Below are 23,544 nucleotides of genomic sequence, written 5' to 3' on the forward strand. Positions count from 1 at the left end.
AAAAGATGAAATCAATAAATAATGAATTAAGTGTACACAGTGGTCCAATTTTAATTAGTGGTCCATGTAGTGCAGAAACTGAAGAACAATTAATAACAACTTCTATTCAGCTAGCAGAAACTAAAAAGGCAGATGTATTACGTGCAGGAATATGGAAACCGAGAACCAAGCCAGGAAGTTTTGAAGGTGTGGGTGCTGAGGGTTTAAAATGGTTAGCTGAAGCTAAAAAAGAAACTGGCTTAAAAACTGCTGTTGAAGTTGCGAATGTTAAACATGTTTACTCTGCATTAAAACATAATGTAGATATTTTGTGGTTAGGAGCTCGTACAACAGTTAATCCATTTGCAGTGCAAGAAATTGCTGATGCTTTAGAAGGTGTTGATATTACCGTTTTATTAAAAAATCCTGTAAATCCAGATATTGATTTATGGGAAGGTGGTATTGAACGAATCTTAAAAGCTGGTGTTAAAAATGTAGGAGCAATTCATAGAGGATTTTCTAAATATGGAGAATCAAATTTTAGAAACCCTCCTCAATGGCAAATTCCTATTGAATTAAAACAACGTTTTCCTGAATTAACATTGATTTGCGATCCAAGTCATATTTGTGGAAAAAGAGATACTTTATTAGAAATATCACAAGAAGCTATTGACTTAAATTTTGATGGACTTATGATTGAATCTCATATTACCCCTGATAAAGCTTGGAGTGATGCCAAGCAACAAATCACTCCTTTTGAATTAAAAAAATTAATTGAGCAAATTGTCATAAGAGAAAGTAAACTCCCTAAAAAAGGGAAAGATACTGAGTTAGATAATTTACGTCAAAAAATAAATATTTTAGATAGTGAACTGATTGAAATTTTATCTCAGCGAATGAAAACAACAGATTTAATTGGTGAATACAAAAAACAAAATAGAATTAAAATATTACAGTCGAACCGTTGGGAAGAAATTGTTGAAAAAAGTGTAATAGAAGGTCAATCTAAAGGTTTAACAAAAGATTTTATTGTAAAATTTTTATCTGATATTCATCTAGAATCAATAACTCGGCAAAATAATATTATGAATTCAAACAAATGGTTAGACAAAATTTTAGTTAAGAGATAGATGAATAACATTTAATTTTAGATAGACGCTATTTTTTTATCGCTAAAATTCATTAAACAATATATTTAGTCTAATTTTGCAAAAAACTAAACTTTTTTTAAATATTTAACATACTGGTTAAAAAATGGAACTCAAAAAAATCAACAAACTTTTAGTAGCAAACCGTGGTGAAATTGCGATAAGAATTTTTAGAGCTGCAACTGAACTACATATTAGAACAGTTGCTATTTACACTTACGAAGATAGGTATTCTTTACACAGATATAAAGCTGATGAGTCTTACCAAATTGGCAAAAATGACGACCCGTTAAAACCTTATTTAGATATAGAAGAGATTATTAACGTAGCTAAAAATATTGGTGCAAATGCGATTCATCCTGGTTATGGTTTTTTGTCAGAGAATGTTCATTTTGCTAAAAGATGTAGAGAAGAAGGGATAATTTTTGTTGGTCCTGCTCCAGAAGTAATGGAACAGTTAGGAGATAAAATTGCTGCAAAATTAATTGCTGTAAAAGCTCAAGTTCCAGTAATTGAAGGCTCCGAAATTAAAACATCTGATAATGCTACCGTTTTAAGTGAAGCTCATAAAATTGGTTATCCGATAATGATAAAAGCTGCCGCTGGTGGAGGTGGTAGAGGAATGCGTGTAGTTAGAAATGATGAGCAATTATTAAAGTCGTACTACGAAGCAAAAGGAGAAGCAGGAACAGCTTTTGGTGATGACACCATTTTTATTGAAAAATTTATTGATTCGCCAAAACACATTGAAGTTCAAATAATGGCTGACGAGCATGGCAACATGGTTCATTTGTTTGAACGTGATTGCTCTGTTCAACGTCGTTTTCAAAAAGTGGTTGAGGTTGCTCCATGTCAAAATTTGTCACAAGAAGCAAAAAACAAAATTTACAATTATGCCACAAGCATTTGTAAATCGGTTAACTACAATAATGTTGGTACGGTTGAGTTTTTGGTTGATCCAGATGAAAACATTTACTTTATTGAAGTAAACCCTAGAATACAAGTTGAGCATACCATTACTGAAGAAATTACAGGAATTGATATTGTTCGCTCTCAAATACAAATTGCGCGAGGATATAAATTAGCCGATCCACAAATTTTCTTAAAAAGTCAAGAAGACGTAAAATGTAACGGTTATGCTATACAATGTAGAATTACAACTGAAGACCCTCAAAATAATTTCACACCTGATTACGGAACAATTGTAGCTCAACGAACTGCAGCTGGCTATGGTATTCGTTTAGATGCTGGTAGTTTATATACTGGCTCAACTATTTCTCCATTTTTTGATTCAATGTTGGTAAAAATTTCTGCTTCGGGAAGAACCTTAAAAGGAACTTGCCAAAGATTAGAAAGAGCCTTAAAAGAATTTAGAATTAGAGGTGTAAAAACCAATATTGGTTTCTTAGAAAATGTAATAACTCATCCCGATTTTCAGAATGGAGATGTAACAGTTAAATTTATTGAAAACCACCCTGAACTTTTTGAGTTTAAAAGAAAATTTGATAGAGGAACTAAAACATTAAAATATTTAGGAGAAGTAATTGTTAATGGAAATCCAGATGTAAAGTTTGTTGATCCAAACAAAACTTTTGTTACTCCTATTGTTCCAGATTTTGACCGTTTTAGTACTCATCCAAAAGGGACAAAAGACTTGTTAACCGAATTGGGTAGAGATAAATTTATTGATTGGGTAAAAGAAAATCCAAGCATAAAATATACCGATACTACTTTTAGAGATGCTCACCAATCACTATTAGCAACTCGTGTTCGTACAACCGATATGCTAAAAGTTGCTGAAGGTTTTTCTAAACATTTCCCACAATTATTTTCTATGGAAATGTGGGGAGGAGCTACTTTCGATGTGTCGATGCGTTTTTTACATGAAGACCCATGGGCTCGTTTACAATTACTAAGAAAAGCTATGCCCAACGTGTTAACACAAATGTTAATTCGTAGCTCTAATGCTGTTGGATATACCGCTTACCCAGATAATTTAGTAGAGAAATTTATTGAAGAATCAGGAAAAAATGGATTGGATGTATTTAGAATTTTTGATTCATTAAATTGGTTCGATTCGATGAAAACGAGTATTACTGCTGTTAATGAAAGAACTGATGGAATTGCTGAAGCTTGTATTTGCTACACTGGTGACATTTTAGATCCAACCCAACATAAATATACTTTGCAGTACTATTTAGATTTTGCAAAGCAACTGGAAGATGCCGGAGCTCATATTTTAGGTATAAAAGATATGGCTGGGCTGTTAAAACCATATTCTGCTCACAAACTAATTACTGAGTTAAAGAAAACTATTGACATTCCTATTCATTTACATACACATGATACTTCGGGATTACAAGTAGCTACTTATTTACAAGCCGTTGAAGCTGGCGTTGATATTATGGATGTAGCGTTGAGTTCAGTTTCTGGACTAACCTCACAACCTAATTTTAATTCGCTGGTTGCAATGTTTCAAGGACACCCTAGAGCAGAAGAATTTGACTTAAAAAAATTAAACGAATATTCTAACTATTGGGAAGCTGTACGTGAACAATATTATCCTTTTGAGTCTGGATTAAAAGCAGGTACTGCTCAAGTATTCGACCACGAAATACCTGGCGGACAATACTCTAACTTACGACCTCAAGCAAGAGGTTTAGGATTAGAAGAAAAATTTGAAACCATTAAAAAGAATTATGAAACGGTAAACGATATGTTTGGCGACATTGTTAAAGTTACTCCTTCTTCTAAAGTGGTAGGTGATATGGCAATGTTTATGACTTCAAACAATTTAACCGAACAAGATGTTTACGATAAAGCGGAAACACTTTCGTTTCCTGAATCGGTAATCAATTTCTTTAAAGGTGATTTAGGGCAACCTTACCAAGGCTTTCCGGAGAAATTACAAAAAGTTATCTTAAAAAATGTAAAACCATATACCGATAGACCAAATGCTCACCTTGCTCCTATCGATTTTGAAAAAGAATTTGCTGAATTTCAAGTAAAGTTTAACAAGCACTGTAATTTCTTAGATTTCTTATCATACAAATTTTACCCAAAAGTGTTTGAAGATTATTTTAATCACCATCAACAATATGGTGATGTTTCTTACATCCCAACAACTGCATTCTTTTATGGGTTGAAACACAATGAAGAAATTACCATAGAATTTGAATCGGGTAAAATGATTATTGTGGAGTATTTATATACCACTAATGCCGATGATGATGGTTATAGAAATGTATTCTTTAACCTTAACGGACAAACAAGAGGTGTAAAAGTTAAAGACAACACAGCAGTTTCTACAAAAGTAAAACACGTAAAAGCTGAGGCTGATAATGAAATAGGAGCTCCATTACAAGGCAAGCTAGTACAACTTAAAGTTAAGGCTGGTGATGTAGTTAAAAAAGAACAGTCGTTGTTTGTACTGGAAGCCATGAAAATGGAATCTACCGTTACGGCCCCTACTGATGGAAAAGTAAAGAAAGTACATTTAACCGAAGGTACTATGGTAGAACAAAGCGACTTAGTAGTAGAATTTGAGTAAGTTTATTGTTTAAATAAAAAAGCAAAAACGATGGATAGCACTACAAATGCATTAAACTGGTTTGAAATACCTGCTTTAGATATAGAACGAAGCAAAAAGTTTTACGAAACCATTTTTGACATAGAAATGACGCTAATGGACATGGGTGATGAAAAATTAGCCCTATTTCCATTTGAACCAGGAACTGGAAAAGCATCAGGAGCAATTGCTACTGGAGAGTATCATAAACCAAGCGACAAAGGAACTTTTGTATATTTAAATGCTAACCCAACAATGGATAATGTATTGGCAAAAGTTGAAGCTGCTGGTGGTAAAATTTTACAACCTAAGTTTAGTATTGGAGAAAATGGTTTTGTTGCTTACATACAAGATACTGAAGGTAGCGTTGTTGGTATTCATTCGATGAGGTAAATATTCGTCATTCCGGGCAATGTCATCCTTAGTTTGCCGAAATGTTGATCCGCAATCTCAATAGCAATATTCCGAGACAAGCTCGGAAAGACGAAAAAAGAAATAAACTATTTAACAGCTTCCTCTTTTAAAAGTGCTAACAGATTTTCTGCTGTAGTTTTATCACCGCATACGATATCTCCCATAAAAGCATCATTACTCATTAATGCCATAAAATCAGAATAGATATCTTTCTTTACAGATGATTGAAAATCTTTTGTCATAAAACTTATTTCAAAGCTCCCTTTATCTTCCTCGATTTTTGCTGCCGCTAAATCTATATCAGCAATAGGAACAGATAATACCTCAGCTGACATAACTACTCCAGTTCCTTTATTGGTTGTACTCACTTTATAAACTATCAAAATTTTATTTTCAATAAAATATACAGTTTCAACAAGTGAAGCATTATCTCCTTCACCTAAAAAACCTGTTTTAATTAAATCGCCTTTAAAATTGTGCTCTGCTTTATTTAAGTTAAATGTGTAAGATTTGGTTTGAGTAAAACCAAAAGTAGTTAGCGTTAATATTAAACTTAGAATCAATAATTTTTTCATGTCTTTTTTTTTACCAAAATAGGTAAAATATCACTTCAACACACTAACAATGTGATAAATACGGCATTTGACGTACTATAATCCCAAATACTGATTGGCTTTTAAACCCTATCCTTTCTATTTCTAAGGTAAGCAACAACACCAACCAACAATACAACTGCTAAGGTAACCGGCACAAATGTAGGTATTGGCACAGGATCGCCTTTAGCATAAGAATGTAACCCAGCTAGGTAATAGTTTACACCAAAATAAGTCATAATTACTGTGCTAAACCCAAGTACAGCAACCAAGTTAAATAGGTATTTTCCATTTGCTTTTGGTATAAAACGTAAGTGTAAAATCATGGCATAAATCAACACTATTACCAACGCCCATGTTTCTTTAGGATCCCAACCCCAGTAACGTCCCCAGCTTTCGTTAGCCCAAACACCACCTAAAAATGTACCTACTGCTGCCATAAACAAACCAACTGTTAAGGTCATTTCTACAATAATGGTTAACTCTTTTATGGTTGAGTTAATTCTTAATCTGTTTTTAGCTGTTTTCACTATCATCAATATAAGGTTCATAAAACCTAACAAACAACCTAAACCTAAGAAACCATAACTACCTGTAATAATAGCAACATGTATCATTAACCAATACGATTTAAGAACGGGTACTAAAGGTGTAATTTCTGGATCTAACCAATTAAGGTGAGCTACCATCAAAATTAAAGCTGTTAAAATTGAAGTTGCAGCCAAAGTCATTTTTGATGTTCTTGAAAACAAAAAACCTGCAAAAACTGTTGCCCAACCAATATAAATCATCGATTCGTATCCATTACTCCATGGTGCATGCCCTGAAATATACCAACGAGCAGCCAAGCCTATAGTATGTAAGCCAAACAAAATAAACAAACCTCCTGTTAAAAACTTAACAACTGTTTTTTTCCATTTTTTAGCACTAAAAATATCCATAAACAAAAACACCAAAATCAGTAAACCAACAAAGGTGTAATACATAAACAAACGCTTAAATATGTTTACTCGATTGTAGGTAATTTCTAGATCAATTTTAGATTGTTCTGGAATTACCTCAGCACCAAATTTGTATTGGTAATCGGCAACAAGTGTTAAAATACTATCGGCAGTTGCCCAATTCTTTGTTTTAAACGATTCTGAAACCACAGAGAAATAATAAGGCAACATCGACTTTACAAATACCGAATCGTGCGAAGTAAATTGCTTGTAATCTCTACTGGTAAACCAAGTATTGTTTTCATCGCCAACTTTAGGGAATATTTTAAATAATGAACCATCAAAAATCATAAAACAAACATTTGCTCGTTCATCAACAGCTATTACTTCTTTATCATATTTTGTTCGTTCTGATGGTTTTTTACGGTTTGCAATTTCTGCATCTTCTTGAATAATGTATTGGAAGTTTTTATCAAAAAAGTTTAAAAATGGTGCATAATGATCTTTGGCTCCCAATTTTTCTTCCAACTCAGGATGATTTACCTTAATCATTGGTAATTGTTGCCAATAAGGTGGGTTATACATCATACTCAATAACACCTGAGATGGTGTCATGTTGTTAAACATTTCTTTACGTGTTACTTTACGCAACATTTCAGAAGCCATTGTTTGCACAGGCTTAATTCTACCATCAGCATCTTGCACCAATAATCGCCCAAACTTGTCTGCATGCTCTTTATTTACCTCAACAAAATCTTTTGTTTCATTTTTATGATTGTGGCCATCTTGCCCATGTAAACCAACAAAAGAGAATAACGCTAAAACAACTGTCATAGCTTCTCTTTTTAAACGAATTTCTTTCACCTTACGACGTAAGATATTAAACCTTGAGTTTTTAGTAATTAATGTAATTACCATTCCAAGAGCTAATAAAAAGTAACCAATATAAGTTACAGTTGTTCCCCAAAAATCATGATTAACAGAAAGTACAGTTCCTAACTCATCTTGATCGTATGATGATTGAAAAAATCTATAGCCATCGTAATCTAACACATTATTCATAAATATTTTTTGAGAGAATTTAACTCCACCATTTCTGTTATCATTTAAAGTTACTTCACTTTCGTATGAAGATGGACTCATTGACCCTGGATATTTATCTAAAATAAAATCATCTAAAGTTATTTCAAATGGAACTGTAGTTTGTTTTGCTCCATAGGTTAACGAAAAATTTAGTCCTTCTAATTGAAATATAGTTGGGTTAGATAAATAACCTTTTCCTCCAAATAAAATAACCTCTTTACTTTTTCCATTGCAAGTTACATCAACTATTAATGCATCCTCTCCATTTGGATTTTTCTTATCGGCACTTACTTGTTTTATTACACTTTTTTCATGCACTTGCTTATACACCATTTGTACTTGCCCAATACTATATAGCCTTCTGTTTTTAAATACGTGAATCGTATCTTTTTTTAATAAGCCTGTGCTCTGGTCATCCATACTTAAATAGTTCACATCGTATGGAGAAACCATAATTAAACCGGTGTCAGTAGTCATAATTTTTACAGCTTCAGCAACAGTATTGTTATCAAAAGCTACCGGAAAGTTGCCAAAAAACTTAGTTTGACCTTGCTCTATAAAACGAGAAACTCTCCCTTTTTGACCTACAGTTACAATCTCAATAATATTTTTACCATTATCATCTGGAATTACGGTGTCAATAGAATTTTGAATAAAATCTTTGAAGGTTACTTCTACATCAGAACCTACAAAATCAAAATCAATATTAAAAGGCGCGTTATATAAAGGATTTAAAAATAATTTCTTCTCGTAAGAAGTTTGTATTTCTTGATTGTCAACCTTAAACTGTAAAAAAGTATCGTCAGAAACTATTGTATTACTTGTTTCACCCTCTCTAATATGCATCAATCCTTCATAACTAATGTATCTTGTAATACCTGCACCAATTAAGATAATGATTAATGCCACATGAAAAGTTAAAGTTGCCAACTTAGAAAGTTGGATCATTTTATACTTAAATATATTACCAATTAAATTTATGGTTAATAAAAGCATTACTAATTCTAACCACCGTGTATTAAAAATTACTGCCTTAGAGGCTGGTGTTCCAAAATCGTTTTCGATAAATGTAGCCACTCCAATAGCTGCTCCAAAAACAAACAATAAAACAGCAGTTAAACGAGTAGAAAATAGAATATCTTTAATGGTTTTAAGCATGATTTATTGATTTGAAAATTGACCGCAAAAATAACTAATTTTACACAGACCTTAGGTTTAAATCTGATTATTTGAAAGACATCAAATCCATAACATTTATTGGTGCTGGTAATGTTGCCACCCATTTAGCTAAAGCTTTTTTTAACGAAGGCTTTGATATTGAGCAAGTTTACAGTCGAAATATAGATAATGCTTTGCTACTTGCAGATGAAGTTCAATCTATAGCAATTGATAATTTAGTAACCCTTAACTCAAATGCAGATTTATACATTATTTCAATTAAAGATGATGCTATCGAGTCAGTCCTTCAGCAAGTTTTAGATAAAAACATATTTATTACTCATACTTCAGGAAGTATTCCTATTACAATTTTTGAAGAAACTGGATTTAAAAATTACGGCATTTTCTATCCTTTACAAACTTTTAGCAAATCGAAAACTATTAATTTACTAGAAGTACCTTTTTGCATAGAAGCAAATGAGAATGAAGATTTACTTTATGATTTAGCAAACAAGCTATCTAACTCTGTTCACTTAGTAAGTTCTGAACAACGAAAAAAATTACACTTAGCTGCTGTTTTTGCTTGTAACTTCACAAACCACATGTATGCTATTGCAGAAGATTTGTGTTCAAAGAATAATGTGAATTTTAATATTCTAAAACCACTAATTAGAGAAACCGCAGAAAAAATCACCCTGAATCATGCTAAAGATGTTCAAACTGGACCAGCAATAAGAAATGATGAAAAAATTATTGCAAATCATTTAAGCCAATTAGATGATTTAATTAATTATCAAGAAATTTACCGATTAATCACTCAAAATATTCAAAAAGATAAATGAGCAATTTCAAAGAATTACTTCCAAAAATAAACACTTTTATATTTGATATTGATGGTGTTTTAACTAATGGTATGGTTATGATTATGCCAGATGGCGACCAACTAAGACAAATGAATATTAAAGATGGTTATGCTTTGCAATATGCTGTAAAAAAAGGCTATAACATTGCGATAATTTCAGGAGGAAGTTCAGAAACTGTTCGTAAACGTTTAAATGGACTAGGTATTACTGATGTGTTTTTAAAAGCAAGTAATAAGATTGAAATTTTTGACAACTATGTAAATGGTAAAAATATTTCAAAAGAGAATATTTTATATATGGGTGATGATATTCCAGATTACCCTGTAATGCAAAAAAGTGGTGTTGCTACTTGCCCTAAAAATGCAGCAATTGAAATTAAAAACATTAGCCATTACATTTCTGATAAAAATGGTGGCGAAGGTTGTGTTAGAGATATTATAGAACAAGTATTACGTTGTCAGGGTAACTGGTTTGATAAAGATGCTCATACTTGGTAAATGACAGAAACTCAAAAAAACAATCCGTTACATGGAATAACCTTAAAAGTTGTACTTACCACTTTAGTAGATTATTATGGGTGGGAAAAACTAGGAAAGCATGTTAAAATAAATTGTTTCATTAGTAATCCTAGTATGAATTCAAGTTTAAAATTTTTACGCCAAACAGATTGGGCACGTAAAAAGGTAGAAGACTTGTACCTTGAAATTATGGAGCGCAAGATGTAAATGTCAAAATTAGCACCTGAGAATAAATTTATTGATCTATCTGATTATGGACGTTTTTTAGCAAGAATATTTGCCAAATCATTAGTTAAAACATCATTTACACCAGTTCATGTTACACTGTTGTTTTTTCTTGTAGGATTGGCCGCAATTTACTGTATTCTTAATCAATTTTACATCACTGCTCTATTCCTTTTAATATTAAAATCAATAATAGACGCTGCTGATGGCGAATTGGCTCGATTAAGACAAAAACCTTCTTATATTGGTCGGTTTTTAGATTCTAACTTGGATTTTGCATTAAATTTCGGCTTCCTTTATGCCATTCATATTGTTACCGAAAACTCCTTTGGATTAATGTTAATGGCCTTTTTTTCAATTCAATTACAAGGTACCGTTTTCAATTATTATTATACTATTCTTCGAAACAATTCTGATGGAGGTGATACAACTAGCCGCATCAAAGAATCTTCTTTTCCAAAAGCATTGCATGGCGAAAATCAACAAATAGTTAATTTTCTTTTTATTATCTATACCATCTTTTATGGTGGTTATGATAAAATCATTTTTGCAATGGATTCAAGGGCTAAAAATAAAAGTTCATTCCCTAATTGGTTTATGACATTTGTATCAATTTACGGACTTGGCTTTCAATTATTAATAATTGGAGTAATGTTAACTTTAGGCTTAATAAATTTCATTTCTGAGTTCCTTATAATTTACAATGTATTTATATTATTGATAATCGGGGTAAGAAAAATAGTTCTTCCTCAGAAAAAATCTAGTCAATAAACTTATATTTGTTTTTATGATTTACCTAACCAGAAGAGAACGATTTAATGCAGCCCATCGTTTGTTTAAAAAAGAATGGAGCGATGAAAAAAACTTTGAAGTTTTTGGCAAATGTTCAAACCCAAATTGGCACGGACACAACTATGAGCTTTTTGTAACCATAAAAGGAGATATAAACCCTGAAACTGGCTTTGTAGTAAACTTAAAGGTTTTAAGTAAAATAGTTCGAGAAAAAGTAATTTATAAAATAGATCATAAAAACTTAAATCTGGATGTAGATTTTATGAAAGGTAAAATTACTTCAGCTGAAAATATTGCAATTGCAATATGGGAAGAAATTGAAAAAGATGTAAATCAATTAGATTGCCAATTACATTGTGTAAAAGTGGTTGAAACAGAAAATAACTCAATAGAATATTACGGATAACATGAATGATATGATGAAAGAAAACAATATGGATGGGTACGAAAAAGTTGAACAATACAACGAAAAAAAAATTGAGTCGCTATCTAAACATTATGAAAATATTATAACTGAATTAGGTGAAGATATAAACAGAGAAGGATTACAAAAAACACCAGAAAGAGTTGCTAAAGCAATGCAATACTTAACACATGGTTATGATTTAGATCCAGCAGAAATATTAAAGGGAGCAATGTTTGCTGAAAACCATGACCACATGGTAATTGTAAAAGACATTGAACTTTATTCTATGTGTGAGCACCACATGTTACCATTTTTTGGAAAAGCTCACATTGCTTATATTCCAAACGGTCATATTGTTGGATTAAGTAAAATTCCTAGAGTTGTTGATGCATTTGCCAGAAGATTGCAAGTCCAAGAAAGATTAACCGATCAAATTATGAATTGTATTCAAGAAACTTTAAACCCAAAAGGTGTTGCCGTAGTAATTGAAGCTAAGCATATGTGTATGCAAATGCGTGGTATTCAAAAACAAAATTCAACAACAACAACATCTTCATTTACTGGTGCCTTTGAAAAAGATAGCACTAGAAAAGAGTTTATTGCTTTAATCTCTCACAAAATGTCATAAAACACTGTCAAACTGACTTTGTTTTATAAAAGGAATGAGATTTGAGTATTAGAATAAAAAATAAAATTATAAAAAATGGAAAATAACAATTTATTTAACGACCCTATTCAACGAACAGAAAGTAGTTTTACGGGTGAAAATGCGATTGCTAAATCATTCTTATCAAATGTGTTTGCATACATGGCATCTGCTCTAACAATAACCGGAGCTATTGCTTATTGGTTTGGTACTGATATGGATTTAATTTCTATGCTCTTTAATGCTGAAGGAGGAATGAATGCTTTAGGATATATCGTTACGTTTGCTCCTTTTGGATTTGTTTTATTAATTTCTGCAGGGTTTCAAAAGTTTTCTTCAACAGTTCTATTAGGTTTATTTCTAATTTACTCGCTATTAATGGGATTGAGCTTAAGTACCATCTTTTTAGTTTATACTGGTAGTTCAATTTTTACTACATTTTTTATTACCGCTGCAACTTTTGCTGTTATGGCAGTTTTAGGGTATACTACTAAAACCGACTTAACCAAATTTGGTTCAATTCTAATGATGGCTTTAATTGGTATCATCATCGCAAGTGTTGTAAACATTTTTATGGGTAATGCTATGATGGATTTAATTATTAGTGTCTTAGGTGTTTTAATTTTTACAGGATTAATTGCCTACGATGTGCAAAAATTAAAAAGAATTGGAAGTGGCCAGGAATATGGGCATGAAATGACAAATAAACTTGCAATTATGGGTGCTTTAAGTTTATATCTAGACTTTGTAAACCTATTTTTATTCATGCTTCGTTTTTTAGGAGATAGAAAATAATCCTTGAATAGAATTAATCTAAAATCACGTTGTGTTTTTCGGTTTAAAATTATACTTTTGGGAAACCTTATAAATAAATAAAATACTAAGATATAATGAGTGTATTAGTAAACAAAAATTCAAAAGTTATCGTTCAAGGTTTTACTGGTGGGGAAGGAACTTTCCATGCTAGTCAAATGATTGAATATGGTACAAACGTTGTTGGTGGTGTAACTCCTGGTAAAGGTGGTCAAAAACACTTAGACAGACCTGTGTTTAATACTGTAGAAGATGCTGTAAAAGAAACTGGTGCTGATGTTTCAATTTTATTTGTACCTCCTGCTTTTGCTTCAGATGCAATATTAGAAGCTGCTGATGCAGGTATTAAAGTAATTATCTGTATTACTGAAGGTATTCCCGTAAAAGATATGATTCCTGTTAAGGAATATTTAAAAGATAAAGATTGTAGATTAATTGGACCTAACTGTCCTGGAGTTATGACTCCTGATGGAGCAAAAGTTGGTATTATGCCAGGTTTTATTTTTAAAGCTGGAAATATTGGTATTGTTTCTAAATCAGGTACTTTAACTTACGAAGCTGCTGACCAAGTTGTAAAAGCTGGTTTAGGAATTTCTACTGCAATTGGTATTGGTGGTGATCCAATTATTGGAACAACTACTCAAGAAGCAATTGAATTATTCATGAACGATCCAGAAACTGAAGGGATAGTAATGATTGGTGAAATAGGTGGTAACTTAGAAGCTAACGCAGCTGAATGGATTAAAGCTAATGGCACTAAACCAGTTGTTGGTTTTATTGCTGGAGAAACTGCTCCTGCTGGTAGAACAATGGGGCATGCAGGTGCTATTGTCGGTGGTGAAAATGATACTGCTCAAGCTAAGAAAAGAATAATGAGAGAATGTGGTATTACAGTTGTTGATTCTCCTGCTGACATAGGTGCTGCTATGGCTGAATTAATGAAAGTAAACGCGTAATTTTTTATAAAAAACTGAAAACCTACCTTTTTATGGTAGGTTTTTTTTATATCATACAACTATGAAATTATTAGAAGGAAAAGTTGCTGTTATTACTGGTGCTACAAGAGGTATTGGTAAAGGTGTAGCTGAAGTTTTCGCTAAAAATGGTGCCAATATTGCTTTTACTTATGTTTCTTCAGATGAAAAAGCAAGAGTGTTTGAACAAGAGTTAAACGCATATGGAATTAAAGCAAAAGGTTACAAATCAAATGCTGCTGATTATAATGCTGCTGAAAAATTCATCAATGATGTAGTTGAAGAATTTGGTAGAATTGATGCGATTGTAAATAACGCTGGTATTACTCGCGATGGTTTATTGATGCGTATGAGTGAAGAAAATTGGGACGAGGTTATGAATGTTAACTTAAAGTCTGTTTTTAACATTACAAAAGCTGCTTTAAAAACATTATTAAAACAACGTTCTGGTTCTATTATAAACATGAGTTCAGTTGTTGGTATTGAAGGAAATGCTGGTCAATCTAATTATGCTGCTTCTAAAGCTGGTGCAATTGGGTTTACTAAATCTATAGCTCAAGAAATTGGGTCAAGAAATATTCGCTGTAATGCTATTTGCCCTGGTTTTATTGAAACTGAAATGACTGCCGAATTAGACGAAACAGTTAAGGCTGGTTGGATTAATGATATACCAATGAAAAGAGGTGGAACACCAGAAGATGTTGCTAACGCTGCATTATTCTTGGCTTCTGATTTATCGCAATACATTACCGGACAAACATTAAATGTTTGTGGTGGAATGCAAACTTGATAAACAAAAATATTTATTCTAAAAACTGCCTTAATTTATTAAGGCAGTTTTTGTTTATACAAGTCAGTTTTTCTTAATACCTTAGCTATAAATGAGCAAAAAACTAAACATACTATTTCTTGCATCTTGGTACCCAAATAACCTGTTACCATTTAATGGCAACTTCATCCAGAAGCATGCTCAAGCAGTATCAAAGTTTTGTAATGTTTCTGTTTTGCATATTATTGCTCATAATCAAGACGAAAAATTTAAAATCGATACAGCAGAAAACAATAATGTTTATGAAGTGATTGTTTATTATAGAAAGATTAATAGCAACTCTCCTATTCATCAGTTTCAAAAATTAAAAAGAAGACAAGAGGCACATTTATTAGGGTATAAAACCATCTTAGAAAAAGTAAGACATATAGATATCACCCATTTAAATGTTGTTTTCCCTGCTGGTAGTTTTGCATTATATCTTAAAAAGAAGTTCAATATTCCTTTCATAATTAGTGAAAACTGGACAGCGTTATTAGAAAACACACCAACACAATTAGGAACCATCACAAAAAAGATTGTTCAAAAAACATTAGACAATGCCGATGTTTTATGTCCCGTTTCTGAAGATTTGAAACAGGCTTTACAAAAATTAACAGCAAACCTTAATTATCAAATTGTTCCAAATGTGGTAAACACAAATACCTTTACTTTCAAAGAACATTCTGCAGAAAATAAGATATTACACATCTCTAATTTAAAAGACGAGCATAAAAATATAACGGGAATTTTAGATACCATAAAAGAACTAAGCAAAACTAGAAACGACTTTTTTATTACCATTGCTGGAAATGGCGATTATCATTTTTTTAATCAATACGCATTAAAAATTGGTATCCAAGAGAACTTATTTAAAATTGAGGGAGCAAAAAGTACTGAAGAAGTTGCCCAATTAATGCAATCACACAATTTGTTTTTATTGTATAGCAATTACGAAAACTTACCCTGTGTAATTTCTGAAGCTTTGGTAACTGGAATGCCTGTTTTAACATCTAAAGCTGGAGGAACTGCAGAAATGATTACCGATGAAAACGGAATTGTTGTACCTCCTAAAAACAATAAAATACTATTAGAGAAGTTAAACTACATGCTCGATAATTTAGCAAACTATAATTGTAAAGAAATTTCAAAAAATGGTATCAATATATACAGCTATGAAGCTGTTGGTAAACAGTTTTTAGCTATTTACACTAAATTGTTGAGCAAATAGTTTTGTACGGTTTTACTATCATATACAATAGCACATCGAAATTTTCAATTGAAAATTCAAAATCGATTTCATATAAAAACCATTCTTTTTTTTACGAGCAGAGCAGCAAGTTTTTAAACGATAAAATCTTTACTGAAACGCCTGATTTTATAATTGGTATTGATGGTGTTATTTTAAACTTATCTCAGCTTAAAAAGCAACATAATATAATTGATTATACAGCTCTTATCATTCATTTGTTTGATTTAGACAAACAGTTTTTTAAGCAGTTTAAAGGTGATTTTTCAGGTTTTATATTTAATAAGAATACTGAAGAGTTAATTTGTTTTACTAACCATATAGGTTCGCAAAAACTATTTTATAGCCAACTTGATAGCAGTACTATTGTAAGTCATCGATTAGAAACAGTAACTCAATTTAGAAAAGAGAACCGTTTAAATGTTGTTGCTGCTTATGAGTTAATGACTTTTGGTGGTATGATTGAAAACAAAACATTAGCAACAGATGTTTATCGTTTATTGGGTGGAGAGCAACTTACTGTCACTCCTACATCATTTAAAGTATCGAAATATTTAGATTTTAATTTCGTTAAAGCCACTGATACTGACAGCAAAAAAGCCATTCAAAAACTTGACGAGTTGTTTACTTCATTAATAACTCTTGAATACGAAAAAGATAAAGAATACGGTTACGAACACTTTGCAACATTAAGCGGCGGTTTAGACTCTCGAATGAATGTAATGGCTGCAAACAGAATGGGTTACCAAACACATAACTTTTGTTTTTCACAATCGAATTATGACGACCATAAAATAGCTGAACAAATTAGCAACGACCTCAATAATAAGTTTTCGTTTATCTCCTTAGATAATGCTGAATACTTAACGCAATTGGATGAAAATATAGAAATTTATGATGGTTTAATTTTTTACTTAGCATCTGCTCATTATAACTATACACTTAACAATTTAGATAGAGAAAAATCTGGATTAATACATACCGGACAAATTGGCGATGCAATTTTAGGTGGCTTTGTTTCTTTAAGCAAACCCAACTATTTTTCATCAATGATGTCAAAAAAATTGGAACATAAGTTAGCTCCAATTGACACTTCAAAATACGCTTCAGAAGAAACATTTAAACTTTATAACAGATTATTTAATGTAACTACGGCTGGATGCTATGTTTCATCTCATCATCAATCGTATATAGTTGCTCCGTTTTTAGATCCTGAATTTATTGCGTTGTGTTTATCCTTACATCCTAACTTAAAGAAAGAAGGAAAAATCTATTTAGAATGGATAAATAAATTAAGACCAGAAGTGGCTAAATACAAATGGGAAAAAACAGGTTTTAGACCTGATGCACAATGGAAAAACAAATTGAGTCAGTACTCTAAAAAGGTAAAGATAACTTATTATACTGTTACTAACCAACAACATAAAACCAGTATGAATCCTTATGACTACTGGTACAACAACAATAAAGAGGTTGCTTTATTTTTTGAGAATACTTTTAAAAATCAAATCGATTGTATAAGCAACAGCGAACTAAAAAAAGATGTGTGCTTCTTATTTGAGACTGGAAATACCATTGAAAAGTCGATGGTTTTAACCTTACTTAGCACAATTAAAAAACTGAAAATTAAAGCTTGAGTACCGTAAATTTCATACAATCATTTTTGCAACGAAAAGGCGGTTATGTGGTTTTCTCATCTTACTTTGCTAAGTTGATTACTTTTATTATTGCTGTTTATATTATTAGATTTATTCCAAAAGCTGAGTATGGCTTTATAGTTTATGCTAGCACCATCATTTCGTTTATTGCTCCTTTTAAAGGCTTAGGTATTCATCAAGGTTTATTAAGATTTGGTTCTATTTCTAAATCGCAACAACTTAAAAAATACTACCTCAACCAAACCTTAAAAAAAGGACTTTTATATACGCTATTGATTATTGGTGCTTTATGTGCAATCACACCTTTGTTAAGCAGCAATATGGAAGATGCTTTTTTGTACATCATCTTATTGAGTTTTCAATTAGTGAGTTTGTTGTTACTAGAAATTATAAAAATTTATTCGAGACTAATTCACCTCAATAAACTATATTCAAACATAACCATTTACAACAATATCTTTTTGCTAATAGGAGTAATTGGTGCTACTTATTTATGGGGAGCGTTAGGCTATATTGTTAGTTTAATTTCTATCCCAACAATATATAGTTTGTTTTTGATTTTCAAACTAAGATTGCTGAATTACAATAAAAATCTAACTGCGCCAGAATCGAATAAAAGCTTTTTAAGCTATGGTTTTTACATGAGTTTAGGCGGAATGTTATCTCAACTTTTATACGCTGTAGATGTTATTTTAATTGGTAATTTAATTAAAGATGCAGAAATAATTGCTCAATATAAAACTTCAAACATTATTCCTTTTAGTTTATTAATTTTACCTGTTGCTATTTTAACTAACGACTTTGTTAAAATAACAAACGAAGCAGATAAAGACAAACGTTCCATTTGGCATTATTACCTTAATTATCTTAAAATAATGAGTGTAATATGTTTAGGAATTCTTGGTACATTTTACTTTTTCTCACAAGAAATTTTACTCATTTTTGGTAAAGAATACAGCAACGATAACAACCTCATGTTTATCTTTTCTGTGGGTGTTGTTGGGGCATTATTATTTAGAATCCCATTAGGAAATATATTATCGGCAATTGGTTGGCCAAAAATTAACGCACTTTTTTCGGTAATCGTTTTATTAATAAACATCGTTGCAGGCTATTATTGTGTAATTAATTATGGTGTAATGGGTGCTGCTTACACAACAGTTTTCTTAATGTGGTTTTCAGGAATATTATCGTTATTTGCATTATTAAAATTTTTAAAAACCGAATAGAACGCTTTATCTTCAATGTCGAAACTTAACAAACTAATCCAAGCCGTTAAAATTTTAGCTCAGAAACCTTATATGATTAATAAGGTTATTGATAACGAAGATGTACACCAAGATGAAGTTTTAAAAATAGGAACACAATACAAAGAAGGTATTCCTACTATAGATTTAACTGAAGTGCTGCCCAACTTTAATGAAACCATTAACCCCTATTCTTTTTTAGATGGTGGCTCACTACTTACCGATTTAGCTTTACTAAAAGGATTAGCAAAAAAATATACCGATTGCACTTATTTTGAAATTGGTACTTGGAGAGGTGAAAGCGTTGCTAATGTTGCTGAAATGGCAAAACAATGTTTTACCCTAAACTTGCCAGATGAGAGATTACGTGAAATTGGATTAAGAGAAGAATACATTAGCCAACAAAGTTTTTACTCTAAAAACTTAACCAATGTAACGCACTTAAAAGGCGATTCTAACATCTTCGATTTTTCTCCTTATTATGGTAAATGCGATGTTATTTTTATTGATGGCGACCACCATTACGATGCGGTAAAAAGAGATACTGCTTTGGCTTACCAATTAATAAAAGATGAAACCAGTGTAATTGTATGGCACGATTACGCACATACCCCAGAAACGGTTCGTTGGGATGTTTTTAGAGGTATATTAGAAGGTACTCCAAAAGACAAAAGAAAAAACTTATACCACGTTTCGAATACCATGTGTGCTATTTACAGTACAACACAATATAATGAATTGGACAAAAGTAAATTGATAATTCCTACCAAGAAATTTGAAGTGAATTTGAAAACTCATTCTATTTTATAATATGATTTTTAGACTAATAGTAAATAAAATTGGGGGTTACTATAAGTTGAGGCTAAAGTACCAAAAATCTAAGTTTCTTAAAAAATTCTACTTTTTTATAAATAAAGGATTTGAACATGAAACAAATTCATATTTACCTTTTAACAATACCATAGAAGGACCCATAAATTTTATTCATGGTACTTATGGTGTTTTTATTAGTGGCGATGCTAAAATAGGAAGTAATTGTACAATTTATCATCAAGTAACAATAGGCTCAAACATGCTAATAGACTCAACAAGGCTAGGTAGCCCAACTATTGGTAATAATTGTCTTATTGGTGCTGGCGCTAAAATTATTGGCAAAGTAACTATAGGAAATAATTGTAGAATAGGTGCTAATGCAACAGTTACAATTGACTTACCTGATAATAGTATTTGCTTTGCTGGTAAACCAATTGTTATTCAAAAAGAAAATCTTATAAATAATATTTATCAAAAAAAAGGTGATAATTGGGGCTACAGAAAAGATGATAAGTTTATTATTGAAAAAGATGAAACTAAGCTTAAGTTACTTAAAAAGTAACGTTACTTCAACCCCATAACATCTTCTACACCAATATAACGCTCCGCAGTAAAACCTTCGGCATAATCTACGCCTATTTCTCGTCCAAACTGCATCATGCGTCCTTTTATAAAATCAAAAAACTGTTCACCACTAATTGGTGTTTGTGGTTCTGTAGAGTTTGGATCAAAAAACTGTGAACTAAAACACTTTATTGCTTCTATTTTTTGGTCAACAAATGGAGTTACATTAACCACAAAATCAGGTTTTAAAAATCGGTCTTGTATGTAGTGATAAACAGCTTTTGGTCGCCATTTTTCTTGTTTTACTCCATCTAGTTCAGTTTCAATTTTAATTAACCCACTATAAAAACAAGCGTCACTTATTAGTTTCGATGCTCTACCGTGGTCTGGGTGTCTGTCACTTTCGGCATTAGCCAACACCACTTCAGGTTGATACTTTCGAATAATTTTTATTATCTCTAATTGACTTGCTTTATTGTTTTCAAAAAAACCATCAGCCAAACCAATATTTTCTCTAAACTTTACTCCTAACACTTTCCCTGCGTTTTCTGCTTCAACTAATCTCAAAGCTCCACTTCCACGCGATCCAAGCTCTCCTATTGTTAAATCTAAAATCCCAACTGTTTTACCTTGTGCAATATGCTTTAAAATTGTTCCTGCACAACTCAATTCAACATCATCTGGGTGTACTCCTATTGCTAAAATATCAATCTTCATAATACCTGATTTAATTCATAAAATTATTAATATTTATCGGGTTAATCTTGCTTATATTTGAGTAAAGTAAATATCGTAGTATGAGAATAGAATTTAAGGGGGCAGCAAGAACTGTAACAGGAAGTAAACATTTAATTACCTTATTCAATGGTAAAAAGATTTTGTTAGACTGCGGGTTGTTTCAAGGTAGAGCTGCTGTTGAAATGAATGACAATAAAAATTTAGGTTTTGATGCAAGTGCTGTTGATTACTGTATTTTATCTCATGCTCATATCGACCATTCAGGAGCAATCCCTTATTTGGTAAAAAAAGGATTTAAAGGTAAAATTTATTGTACTGATGCTACACGAGATTTGTGTGAAATTATGTTGGTAGACAGTGCTCACATTCAAGAGTCTGATGTAAGGTACACGAATAGAAGAAGAGAACAAAAAGGACTTGAACCAATTGACCCTTTATACACAATAAAGGATGCTAAAACAGCATTATTACAATTTGAAAGTGTAAAATTTGAAGAATGGTTTAAAATTGACGAAGAGGTTGACTTATGCTTTACAGTGGTAGGACATATTCTTGGTGCTGGAGCAATTAATTTAAAGATTAAAGAAAATGGCAAAACACATAAGCTTTGTTATACAGGTGATATAGGTCGTCAAAACCATAAAATAATTAAAAACCCAAAGCCTTTCCCTCAAGCAGATTACATCATTACCGAATGTACTTATGGTGATCGATTACATGCCGATCTTTCTCATTCTGAAGGAAGATTAATGGAAGTAGTACACGAAACTTGCGTAGTTAAAAAAGGTAAATTAATTATACCTGCCTTTAGCTTAGGTAGAACTCAAGAAATAGTTCATGCGCTAGATAGATTGGAAACCAACGGACGTTTACCAAATATTAAAGTTTTTGTTGATAGTCCATTATCTACAAATGCAACCGAAATAATGCGAAATCATCCTGAGTGCTACAACAAAAAAGTATTGGATTATATGAAAGTAGATTCTGATCCTTTTGGTTTTAACCGATTGAAGTACATTAGAGATGTAGAAGAATCGAAAATGTTGAATGAATTAAAAGAACCTTGTATAATTATCTCAGCATCGGGTATGATGGAGGCTGGAAGAATTTTACATCATTTAAAAAATAATATTAATGATAAAAAGAATACCATTTTAGTTGTAGGATATTGTGCTCCTTCTACATTAGGAAATAAAATTGCCCGTGGCGATAAAGAAGTAAAAATTTATGGGATAGATTATGAAGTAAAAGCTGATGTAATGACTATGGATGAATATAGTGCTCATGGTGATTATGAAGAAATGATTACATATTTAAGTTGTCAAGACCCTATGAAAATAAAAGAAATGTATCTGGTTCACGGTGAATATGACGTTCAATTAAATTATCGCGAAAAATTAGAAGCTGCTGGCTTTAGAAACATTCGTATTCCTGATTTAAACTCTGAATATTTAATTGATTAATTGAGCAGAAACGATACGGTTTTTACCATTAATATCTTTTATCAATCTTGCATCAGAAAAACCTTTACTTTCTATTAAATCTAGAGTTTCATTTCCATAATTTTCATGGATTTCGAAATACAATTTTCCGTTATTTTTCAAATTTATTTTTGCAAAATCAGCAATAGCATCATAAAACAATAAAGGTTCATGATTAGCCACAAACAATGCTAAATGAGGTTCAAAATCTAAAACATTATTAGCCATTTCTGTTTTATCACTCCCTGGAATGTAGGGTGGATTACTCACAATTACATCAAACTGTTGTTGAAATATTGAGTTTCTATTTTTTAAGATATCATATTCCAAAAAAGTAACTTCAACTTCGTTTAGTTGTGCATTTTGAGTCGCAACTTTTAAAGCTTCTTTACTTACATCTACTGCAAAAACTTGGTAATTATTGTTTTGTTTTTTTAAAGTAATCGGAATGCATCCCGAACCAGTTCCAATATCTAAAATATCAACTACTTGATTGCTTTCTTTTAAAATGATATCAACCAACTCTTCAGTTTCAGGTCTTGGAATTAAAGTGCTTTCGTTAACTTTAATTGGCAGTCCAAAAAACTCCCATTCTCCAAAAATGTAAGCAAGTGGTTTACCATTTTTTAGGTCTTTAACACAATAAATTATTTTTAAAAGTTCCGATTCAGAAAAACGCTTATCAGGTGTTAGAATAAAATCTTTCTTTTCAAAATTAAAATAGTGCGCTACAGTTATGTAAAACATGCTTTCTAACTCACTTTGCTCATAAAAAGAATTCAACTCATTTATAAAATAAGTTTTAATTGCTCTAATTGAATTTTCAGGCATTTTCATGGAGTAAAATTATAGATAAAAGCTGTTA

General features: G+C 31.5%; 22 protein-coding genes. 18 read left to right on the plus strand and 4 right to left on the minus strand.

From position 1 onward, the window contains the following. Positions 1 to 5 precede the first annotated feature (5 nt). The 3 genes from FRY74_RS01570 (at position 6) to FRY74_RS01580 (ending at position 5,088) form a co-directional block, all read left to right on the plus strand. Positions 6 to 1,109: a chorismate mutase gene (locus tag FRY74_RS01570; RefSeq protein WP_147097938.1), complete on the plus strand. Its 1,104-nt coding sequence runs from the start codon at positions 6 to 8 to the stop codon at positions 1,107 to 1,109. A gap of 124 nt (positions 1,110 to 1,233) precedes the next feature. Next, on the plus strand, positions 1,234 to 4,677 hold the full coding sequence (locus FRY74_RS01575) for a pyruvate carboxylase (RefSeq protein ID WP_147097940.1): 3,444 nt from the start codon (positions 1,234 to 1,236) through the stop codon (positions 4,675 to 4,677). Positions 4,678 to 4,707: 30 nt separating this feature from the next. Then, a complete protein-coding gene (locus FRY74_RS01580; protein ID WP_147097942.1) occupies positions 4,708 to 5,088 on the plus strand; it encodes a VOC family protein in 381 nt (126 codons plus the stop codon). Between the two features lie 107 nt (positions 5,089 to 5,195). On the opposite strand, the gene FRY74_RS01585 is transcribed toward FRY74_RS01580, so the two are convergent. Continuing rightward, complete coding sequence (locus FRY74_RS01585; protein ID WP_147097944.1) at positions 5,196 to 5,684, minus strand: hypothetical protein; 489 nt, start codon at positions 5,682 to 5,684, stop codon at positions 5,196 to 5,198. Positions 5,685 to 5,785: 101 nt separating this feature from the next. Beyond that, the gene (gene ccsA / locus FRY74_RS01590) at positions 5,786 to 8,884 is read right to left on the minus strand and encodes a cytochrome c biogenesis protein (protein WP_147097946.1); all 3,099 of its coding nucleotides are present in this window, start codon (positions 8,882 to 8,884) and stop codon (positions 5,786 to 5,788) included. Positions 8,885 to 8,955: 71 nt separating this feature from the next. Here ccsA and FRY74_RS01595 point away from each other — a divergent pair, with 71 nt between their 5' ends. The 14 genes from FRY74_RS01595 (at position 8,956) to FRY74_RS01660 (ending at position 20,458) form a co-directional block, all read left to right on the plus strand. Beyond that, a complete protein-coding gene (locus FRY74_RS01595) occupies positions 8,956 to 9,726 on the plus strand; it encodes a Rossmann-like and DUF2520 domain-containing protein (protein WP_223265796.1) in 771 nt (256 codons plus the stop codon). Continuing rightward, positions 9,723 to 10,244 carry a KdsC family phosphatase gene (locus FRY74_RS01600; protein ID WP_147097947.1) on the plus strand — a complete coding sequence of 174 codons (522 nt, stop codon included), beginning with the start codon at positions 9,723 to 9,725 and terminating at the stop codon, positions 10,242 to 10,244. The genes FRY74_RS01595 and FRY74_RS01600 overlap by 4 nt, the downstream gene beginning before the upstream one ends. Continuing rightward, positions 10,245 to 10,472, plus strand: a complete 228-nt coding sequence (locus tag FRY74_RS01605; RefSeq protein WP_147097950.1) for a VF530 family protein — start codon at positions 10,245 to 10,247, stop codon at positions 10,470 to 10,472. Continuing rightward, positions 10,473 to 11,261 carry a CDP-alcohol phosphatidyltransferase family protein gene (locus FRY74_RS01610; protein ID WP_147097952.1) on the plus strand — a complete coding sequence of 263 codons (789 nt, stop codon included), beginning with the start codon at positions 10,473 to 10,475 and terminating at the stop codon, positions 11,259 to 11,261. A 16-nt stretch (positions 11,262 to 11,277) separates the two neighbouring features. Continuing rightward, positions 11,278 to 11,688 (plus strand): 6-pyruvoyl trahydropterin synthase family protein, encoded by a 411-nt coding sequence (locus FRY74_RS01615; RefSeq protein WP_147097953.1) that lies wholly within the window; start codon positions 11,278 to 11,280, stop codon positions 11,686 to 11,688. Positions 11,689 to 11,698: 10 nt separating this feature from the next. Further along, complete coding sequence (gene folE, locus FRY74_RS01620; protein ID WP_147097955.1) at positions 11,699 to 12,316, plus strand: GTP cyclohydrolase I FolE; 618 nt, start codon at positions 11,699 to 11,701, stop codon at positions 12,314 to 12,316. 75 nt (positions 12,317 to 12,391) lie between these two features. Beyond that, positions 12,392 to 13,129: a Bax inhibitor-1/YccA family protein gene (locus FRY74_RS01625; protein WP_147097957.1), complete on the plus strand. Its 738-nt coding sequence runs from the start codon at positions 12,392 to 12,394 to the stop codon at positions 13,127 to 13,129. A 95-nt stretch (positions 13,130 to 13,224) separates the two neighbouring features. After that, on the plus strand, positions 13,225 to 14,103 hold the full coding sequence (gene sucD, locus FRY74_RS01630) for a succinate--CoA ligase subunit alpha (RefSeq protein WP_147097959.1): 879 nt from the start codon (positions 13,225 to 13,227) through the stop codon (positions 14,101 to 14,103). 61 nt (positions 14,104 to 14,164) lie between these two features. Continuing rightward, a complete protein-coding gene (gene fabG / locus FRY74_RS01635; RefSeq protein WP_147097961.1) occupies positions 14,165 to 14,911 on the plus strand; it encodes a 3-oxoacyl-[acyl-carrier-protein] reductase in 747 nt (248 codons plus the stop codon). Positions 14,912 to 15,002: 91 nt separating this feature from the next. Further along, positions 15,003 to 16,160, plus strand: a complete 1,158-nt coding sequence (locus FRY74_RS01640; RefSeq protein ID WP_147097963.1) for a glycosyltransferase family 4 protein — start codon at positions 15,003 to 15,005, stop codon at positions 16,158 to 16,160. A 2-nt stretch (positions 16,161 to 16,162) separates the two neighbouring features. Continuing rightward, positions 16,163 to 17,815 (plus strand): asparagine synthase-related protein, encoded by a 1,653-nt coding sequence (locus FRY74_RS01645; RefSeq protein ID WP_147097965.1) that lies wholly within the window; start codon positions 16,163 to 16,165, stop codon positions 17,813 to 17,815. Beyond that, positions 17,812 to 19,065 (plus strand): oligosaccharide flippase family protein, encoded by a 1,254-nt coding sequence (locus FRY74_RS01650; protein WP_147097967.1) that lies wholly within the window; start codon positions 17,812 to 17,814, stop codon positions 19,063 to 19,065. The genes FRY74_RS01645 and FRY74_RS01650 overlap by 4 nt, the downstream gene beginning before the upstream one ends. Before the next feature lie 15 nt (positions 19,066 to 19,080). Then, positions 19,081 to 19,893: a class I SAM-dependent methyltransferase gene (locus tag FRY74_RS01655; protein ID WP_147097969.1), complete on the plus strand. Its 813-nt coding sequence runs from the start codon at positions 19,081 to 19,083 to the stop codon at positions 19,891 to 19,893. A 1-nt stretch (position 19,894) separates the two neighbouring features. Further along, entirely contained in the window at positions 19,895 to 20,458 is a 564-nt protein-coding gene (locus FRY74_RS01660; RefSeq protein WP_147097971.1) for a serine acetyltransferase, read from the plus strand. Positions 20,459 to 20,460: 2 nt separating this feature from the next. Here FRY74_RS01660 and bshB1 read toward each other — a convergent pair whose 3' ends face one another. Beyond that, positions 20,461 to 21,177, minus strand: coding sequence for a bacillithiol biosynthesis deacetylase BshB1 (bshB1, locus tag FRY74_RS01665; protein ID WP_147097973.1), 717 nt, complete (start codon positions 21,175 to 21,177; stop codon positions 20,461 to 20,463). Between the two features lie 80 nt (positions 21,178 to 21,257). On the opposite strand from bshB1, the gene FRY74_RS01670 reads away from it, so the two are divergent. Continuing rightward, a complete protein-coding gene (locus FRY74_RS01670; RefSeq protein ID WP_147097975.1) occupies positions 21,258 to 22,661 on the plus strand; it encodes an MBL fold metallo-hydrolase RNA specificity domain-containing protein in 1,404 nt (467 codons plus the stop codon). On the opposite strand, the gene prmC is transcribed toward FRY74_RS01670, so the two are convergent. Next, entirely contained in the window at positions 22,650 to 23,510 is an 861-nt protein-coding gene (gene prmC / locus FRY74_RS01675) for a peptide chain release factor N(5)-glutamine methyltransferase (protein ID WP_147097977.1), read from the minus strand. The two genes, FRY74_RS01670 and prmC, sit on opposite strands and share 12 nt — an antisense overlap. Positions 23,511 to 23,544: the final 34 nt, after the last annotated feature.

This window comes from Vicingus serpentipes (genome assembly GCF_007993035.1).
GTDB lineage: Bacteria > Bacteroidota > Bacteroidia > Flavobacteriales_E > Vicingaceae > Vicingus > Vicingus serpentipes.

What these genes read in the sequence shown, in the direction of transcription:
- FRY74_RS01570 (WP_147097938.1), top strand. Translation starts at nt 6, where the DNA reads ATGAAATCAATAAATAATGAATTAAGTGTACACAGTGGTCCAATTTTA.
- FRY74_RS01575 (WP_147097940.1), top strand. Translation starts at nt 1,234, where the DNA reads ATGGAACTCAAAAAAATCAACAAACTTTTAGTAGCAAACCGTGGTGAA.
- FRY74_RS01580 (WP_147097942.1), top strand. Translation starts at nt 4,708, where the DNA reads ATGGATAGCACTACAAATGCATTAAACTGGTTTGAAATACCTGCTTTA.
- FRY74_RS01585 (WP_147097944.1), bottom strand. Translation starts at nt 5,684, where the DNA reads ATGAAAAAATTATTGATTCTAAGTTTAATATTAACGCTAACTACTTTT.
- ccsA (WP_147097946.1), bottom strand. Translation starts at nt 8,884, where the DNA reads ATGCTTAAAACCATTAAAGATATTCTATTTTCTACTCGTTTAACTGCT.
- FRY74_RS01600 (WP_147097947.1), top strand. Translation starts at nt 9,723, where the DNA reads ATGAGCAATTTCAAAGAATTACTTCCAAAAATAAACACTTTTATATTT.
- FRY74_RS01605 (WP_147097950.1), top strand. Translation starts at nt 10,245, where the DNA reads ATGACAGAAACTCAAAAAAACAATCCGTTACATGGAATAACCTTAAAA.
- FRY74_RS01610 (WP_147097952.1), top strand. Translation starts at nt 10,473, where the DNA reads ATGTCAAAATTAGCACCTGAGAATAAATTTATTGATCTATCTGATTAT.
- FRY74_RS01615 (WP_147097953.1), top strand. Translation starts at nt 11,278, where the DNA reads ATGATTTACCTAACCAGAAGAGAACGATTTAATGCAGCCCATCGTTTG.
- folE (WP_147097955.1), top strand. Translation starts at nt 11,699, where the DNA reads ATGATGAAAGAAAACAATATGGATGGGTACGAAAAAGTTGAACAATAC.
- FRY74_RS01625 (WP_147097957.1), top strand. Translation starts at nt 12,392, where the DNA reads ATGGAAAATAACAATTTATTTAACGACCCTATTCAACGAACAGAAAGT.
- sucD (WP_147097959.1), top strand. Translation starts at nt 13,225, where the DNA reads ATGAGTGTATTAGTAAACAAAAATTCAAAAGTTATCGTTCAAGGTTTT.
- fabG (WP_147097961.1), top strand. Translation starts at nt 14,165, where the DNA reads ATGAAATTATTAGAAGGAAAAGTTGCTGTTATTACTGGTGCTACAAGA.
- FRY74_RS01640 (WP_147097963.1), top strand. Translation starts at nt 15,003, where the DNA reads ATGAGCAAAAAACTAAACATACTATTTCTTGCATCTTGGTACCCAAAT.
- FRY74_RS01655 (WP_147097969.1), top strand. Translation starts at nt 19,081, where the DNA reads ATGTCGAAACTTAACAAACTAATCCAAGCCGTTAAAATTTTAGCTCAG.
- FRY74_RS01660 (WP_147097971.1), top strand. Translation starts at nt 19,895, where the DNA reads ATGATTTTTAGACTAATAGTAAATAAAATTGGGGGTTACTATAAGTTG.
- bshB1 (WP_147097973.1), bottom strand. Translation starts at nt 21,177, where the DNA reads ATGAAGATTGATATTTTAGCAATAGGAGTACACCCAGATGATGTTGAA.
- FRY74_RS01670 (WP_147097975.1), top strand. Translation starts at nt 21,258, where the DNA reads ATGAGAATAGAATTTAAGGGGGCAGCAAGAACTGTAACAGGAAGTAAA.
- prmC (WP_147097977.1), bottom strand. Translation starts at nt 23,510, where the DNA reads ATGCCTGAAAATTCAATTAGAGCAATTAAAACTTATTTTATAAATGAG.